The organism is Micrococcus sp. LASM2_SD2, assembly GCF_057364565.1.
The window spans coordinates 1-4,616 of sequence record NZ_JBNFOB010000195.1 but is presented as its reverse complement, the minus strand read 5'-3'; the positions used below and the strand labels follow the sequence as shown (position 1 = coordinate 4,616).

Annotated in this window: 3 protein-coding genes and 1 pseudogene; all 4 read right to left on the bottom strand. The window is 71.6% G+C overall.

Annotated features, from left to right (window positions below):
- Nucleotides 1–1,010: protein kinase domain-containing protein (locus AC2W7A_RS09730; protein ID WP_485991183.1), on the bottom strand; the 1,010-nt coding region annotated here is incomplete at its 3' end.
- Nucleotides 1,007–2,458 (bottom strand): peptidoglycan D,D-transpeptidase FtsI family protein, encoded by a 1,452-nt coding sequence (locus AC2W7A_RS09725; protein ID WP_485991182.1) that lies wholly within the window; start codon nt 2,456–2,458, stop codon nt 1,007–1,009. The genes AC2W7A_RS09725 and AC2W7A_RS09730, both read right to left, overlap by 4 nt.
- Entirely contained in the window at nt 2,455–3,915 is a 1,461-nt protein-coding gene (locus tag AC2W7A_RS09720) for an FtsW/RodA/SpoVE family cell cycle protein (protein ID WP_485991181.1), read from the bottom strand. The genes AC2W7A_RS09725 and AC2W7A_RS09720 overlap by 4 nt, the downstream gene beginning before the upstream one ends.
- Nucleotides 3,915–4,616, bottom strand: a pseudogene (locus AC2W7A_RS09715) (hypothetical protein); the annotation flags it as partial. The pseudogene AC2W7A_RS09715 and the gene AC2W7A_RS09720, both read right to left, overlap by 1 nt.

The following is a 4,616-nucleotide window of genomic DNA, read 5'->3' as shown; positions in this document are numbered from 1 at the left end:
GCGGCGGCCGCCCGGCCGCCGGCTGCCGCGGCGCCGGCCCCGGGGGGCACCACGTCCGTGGCGTGGGTGTCCCGCATCCCCGAGTAGTCCACGGGTGCGGTCTGCGCGTCGAGGACGGCGGTGGCCTCGTCGTCCGCGTACTCCTCCAGGAACGGACGCAGGGTCGGCACGGCCTCGAGGGCACCGGCGGTGTCATGCCGGCGCAGGGCGTCGGCGGCCTCGGACAGGGCCGTGGCGTCCGAGGGGCGCTCACGGGCGTCCTTGGCCAGCAGGCACATGATCAGCGCACGCACCGGGGCCGGGATGGTCTCCGGCAGCGGCGGCGGCGGATCGTTGACCTGCGCCAGGGCGATCGCGATCTGGGACTCGCCGGTGAACGGCCGGCGGCCCACCAGGGCCTCGTAGCCGATGACGCCGAGCGAGTAGAGGTCCGAGGCGCCGGTGGCCTGCTGGCCGGTGGCCTGCTCCGGCGCCAGGTACTGGGCGGTGCCCATCACCTGGCCGGTGGCGGTGAGCGGCACCTGGTCCGCGAGGCGGGCGATGCCGAAGTCGGTGACCTTGACGCGGCCGGTGGGCGTGATCAGCAGGTTGCCCGGCTTCACGTCGCGGTGGACCAGACCCTGGGCGTGGGCGGCGGAGAGGGCGGCCGCGGTCTGGGAGACGATCTTCAGCGTGCGATCCGGGGAGAGGACCTTGTCCTTCTCCAGGATCGCCGAGAGCGGCTGGCCGGGCACGAGCTCCATGACGAGGTAGGCGGAGCCCTTCTCCTCGCCGTAGTCGTACACGTTCGCCACGCCGGGGTGGTTCAGCAGGGCGGTGTGCTGGGCCTCGGCGCGGAAGCGGCGCAGGAAGTTCGGGTCGCCGGTGTACTCCTCCTTGAGGATCTTGACCGCGGTGATGCGGCCCAGGACCTTGTCCCGTGCCTTCCACACCTCGCCCATGCCGCCGATCGCGATGCGATCGGTGAGCTGATACCTGCCGCCCAGCGTGATACCGGATGTCGGCCTCATTCTGCGACCACCGCTTCCATGATCCTCTTCATGTTGTCCACCGTCAGACGGCGTCCCGTGCCCAAGTCCGTGTTCTCGACGACGATCGTCACCGCGTACCGCGGGTTCTCCGCCGGAGCGAAGCCCGTGATCCACGAGTGCACCGCATCGGTGCCGTCGATCTGCGCCGTGCCCGTCTTTGCCGCGATCTGCACCTGGGAGGACCGGGCACCGGAGCCGCTGCCCTCCTCGACGACCGCGACCATCATGTCCCGCACCTGTGCGGCGACGTCCTCGCTGGTGACCCGGCCGCGCTCGCGCGGGCTGAACGACTCGACCACGGACAGGTCCGACCTGCGGATCGACTCGACGAGCTGCGGTTCCATCAGCATGCCGCCGTTGGCGATGCCGGAGGCCACCATGTTCATCTGCAGGGCTGTGGCCTGCACGTCCCGCTGTCCGATCGACGACTGCGCCAGGGCGGCGTCGTCGAGGTCCTGCGGGAAACGGGATGCCGCGACGTCCAGCGGCACCTCGAAGTTTTGGTTGAATCCGAAGCGCTCGGCCACCTCGCGGATCTCGTCCTGGCCGAGCTCCACCGCGGCCTGGGCGAACGGCGTGTTGCACGAGTTCGCCACGATCCACGTGAGGGTCGCCTTCGAGCGGGTGCCGCACTGGGCGCCCTCCCCGCGGTAGTTGCCCAGCTGCGTGGTGGTGCCCGGCAGCGTGTAGCGGTCCGGGACCTCGAGCTCCTCGTCCGGGGCGTAGTCCCCGGACTCGAGCATGGCGACCGCGTCGATCAGCTTGAAGGTGGAGCCGGGGGAGACCGGCTGCTGGGTGGCCCGGTTCGTGTACGCGCTGCCGCCGGGGGTCGCCTCGAGGGCCTCCATGGCGGCCCGCGACTCGGTGAGGTCCGGGGAGGAGACGGCGTTCGCGTCGAAGGTCGGCCGCGAGGCCATGCCGACGATCCGGCCGGTGTCCACCTCGGTGACCACGATCGACCCGCGCACCCCGTCCGGCAGGGCGCCGTGCACGAGCCGCTGGATGTCCCCGTCGAGGGTGAGCTCGACCTGGTCGCCCTGGGCCGTGGAGCCGGTGACGATCTCGAGGGCGCGGTCCATGAAGGCCGAGGCCGGGGTGCCGGAGAGGTGCTTGTTCAGCTTCTGCTCGAGTCCGGAGGCCCCGTAGTTCAGAGAGTACATGCCGGTGATGGGCGCGTACACGGGGGAGTCCGGGTACTGGCGGAGGTAGGCGAACCGGCCGTCGGACTCCACGGACTCGGCGATCGGCTCGCCGTCCACCAGGATCGGTCCGCGCGGGGCGCCGTACTCCAGGTAGATCTGGCGACGGTTCAGGGGGTCGCCCTTGAGCTGGTCGGCCAGGACCACCTGGATGGTGGAGCCCGCCACGAGCAGCACCATCACGAAGGCCACGGCCACCATCCACATGCGCCGGATCGCCTCGTTCATGCGCGACCACCCCCGGCGGCGACACGGCGGGCGCCGCCACGGCGACCCTCGCCGCGGCGGTGCGGCTCGAGGGCCACGAGCTTGGCGGGGTCCTGGTGGCCGGCCCCCGGACCGGACGCGTTGACCATGTCGTCCATCACCACGGGGCGACGGGCCGAGTGGGAGATGCGCAGGACCAGGGCGATGATGATCCAGTTCGCCAGGAGGGAGGACCCGCCGGCCGCGAGGAAGGGCGTGGTCAGGCCGGTCATGGGGATGACGAGCATGACGCCGCCGGCCACCACGAACAGCTGCCAGGCCAGGGTGAAGGCCAGGCCCGCGGCGAGGACCTTGCCGAAGGCGTCGCGGGCGCCGAGGGCGGCACGCATGATGCGGGTGAACAGGAGCAGGTAGAGCACCAGCACGGCGGACAGGCCCACGAACCCGAGCTCCTCGCCAATGGTCGCCAGGATCATGTCCGAGTGGTTCAGCGGGACCCGCCAGGGGGAGCCGGAGCCGAGGCCCGTGCCCATGATGCCGCCCGAGGCCATGCCGAACACGCCCTCGACCACCTGCAGTGATCCTCCGAACTGGCGCTCGTAGATGTCCCGGTCGAAGGCGTTGAGCCACACGTCGAACCGGGCGGTCACATGCGGCATGAACAGGAACGCCAGCACCGCACCCACGGCGATCAGGCCGAGGCCGAGCAGGATCCAGGAGGCCCGCGAGGTGGCGATGTACAGCATCGCCATGAACAGGCCGAAGAACAGCAGGGCCGAGCCGAGGTCGCGCTGGAAGATGAGCACGCCCAGGGCCACCAACCAGGCCACCACGAGCGGGCCGAGGTCCCGCAGCCGCGGGAAGGTCAGCGGGCCCACCTTCTTGCCGGCGAGCAGGATCAGGTCCCGGTTCGCGGAGAGGTAGCCGGCGAAGAACACCGCCAGGGTGATCTTCGCGATCTCACCGGGCTGGAACGTGCCGACCCCGAGGTTCACCCAGATCCGGGCGCCGTTCACGGTCATGCCGAGGCCGGGGACCAGGGGCAGGACCAGCAGCACGGCGGAGGTGGCCAGGAACAGGTACGGCCAGCGGCGCAGCAGCCGGTGGTCCCGTACCAGCCACAGCAGCGCGCCGGCGGCCACCATCGCCAGGACCGTCCAGACCAGCTGCGTGGTGGCGTCGGCCAGGGTGTTCGACGTCTCCAGGCGGTGGATGATCGCCAGCCCGAGGCTGTTCAGCGCCACGGTGATCGGCAGGATGTACGGGTCCGCGAACGGGGCCCGCAGCCGCAGCACCACATGCAGGGCCAGGGCCGCGGCAGCCAGGACTCCGGACTGCACCCAGTAGGCCGACGTGATCTCCTGCTCGGTGCCGACGGCGCCGAGCAGGTTCGCGCCGAGGCCGATGCCCAGGGCAAGCACCAGCAGCATCAGCTCCGCGTTGCGCCGCGGACGGGGAGGGGAGACGACGCCGTACATCAGTCGCCTCCGTTCGCCGAGGACGTGGCGGAGCCGCTCGCCCCGCTCGGGGACGGGCTGCCGGACCGGGACGCGGAGGATCGGTCGGCCACATCCGAACCGGACGGGGAGGAGGACTCGGAGGCGCCCCCGGACCGGGAGGACTGACCGGAGCGCGAGGACTCACCGGAGCGGGAGGACGCCGGGGACGACGACGGCTCCTCACCGCCGTCCTCGTCCTCGCCGACGTCGCGGCGCAGGTCCGCCACGATCCGGTCCGCGTGCTCCTGGTCCCGCGCGGAGATGCCGGACTCCACGCGGGTGCGGGTGTAGCCGGTCAGCGAGTCCATGGACAGGTCCGTGTCCCGGTCCACCTGGGACAGGTCGATCGGGCCCAGACGCTGAGAGACGCCCTTGAAGACGGCGACCTTCCCCTCGTGCTCGCCCACGTAGTACTGGGTCTGGGTCCACAGATAGCCCCAGCCGACCAGCACGGCCAGGATCAGGGCCAGCAGGGCGGCGAAGACCGGGACGAAGAAGCCGCGCCGGTAGGTCCGTCGCCGCTCGTGCTCGTCGTCCTCCGCGAGCGGGCCCTCGGCCAGGCGGCGGTCGGACAGGTCCTCCTCGTCCGGGTCGTCCACGTGGCCGCGCGCATCGGACCGGTCCGCACCGCGGGCAGCGGATCCTGCGGCGGGGTGACCGGCGTCGGCCTCCCGACGAGG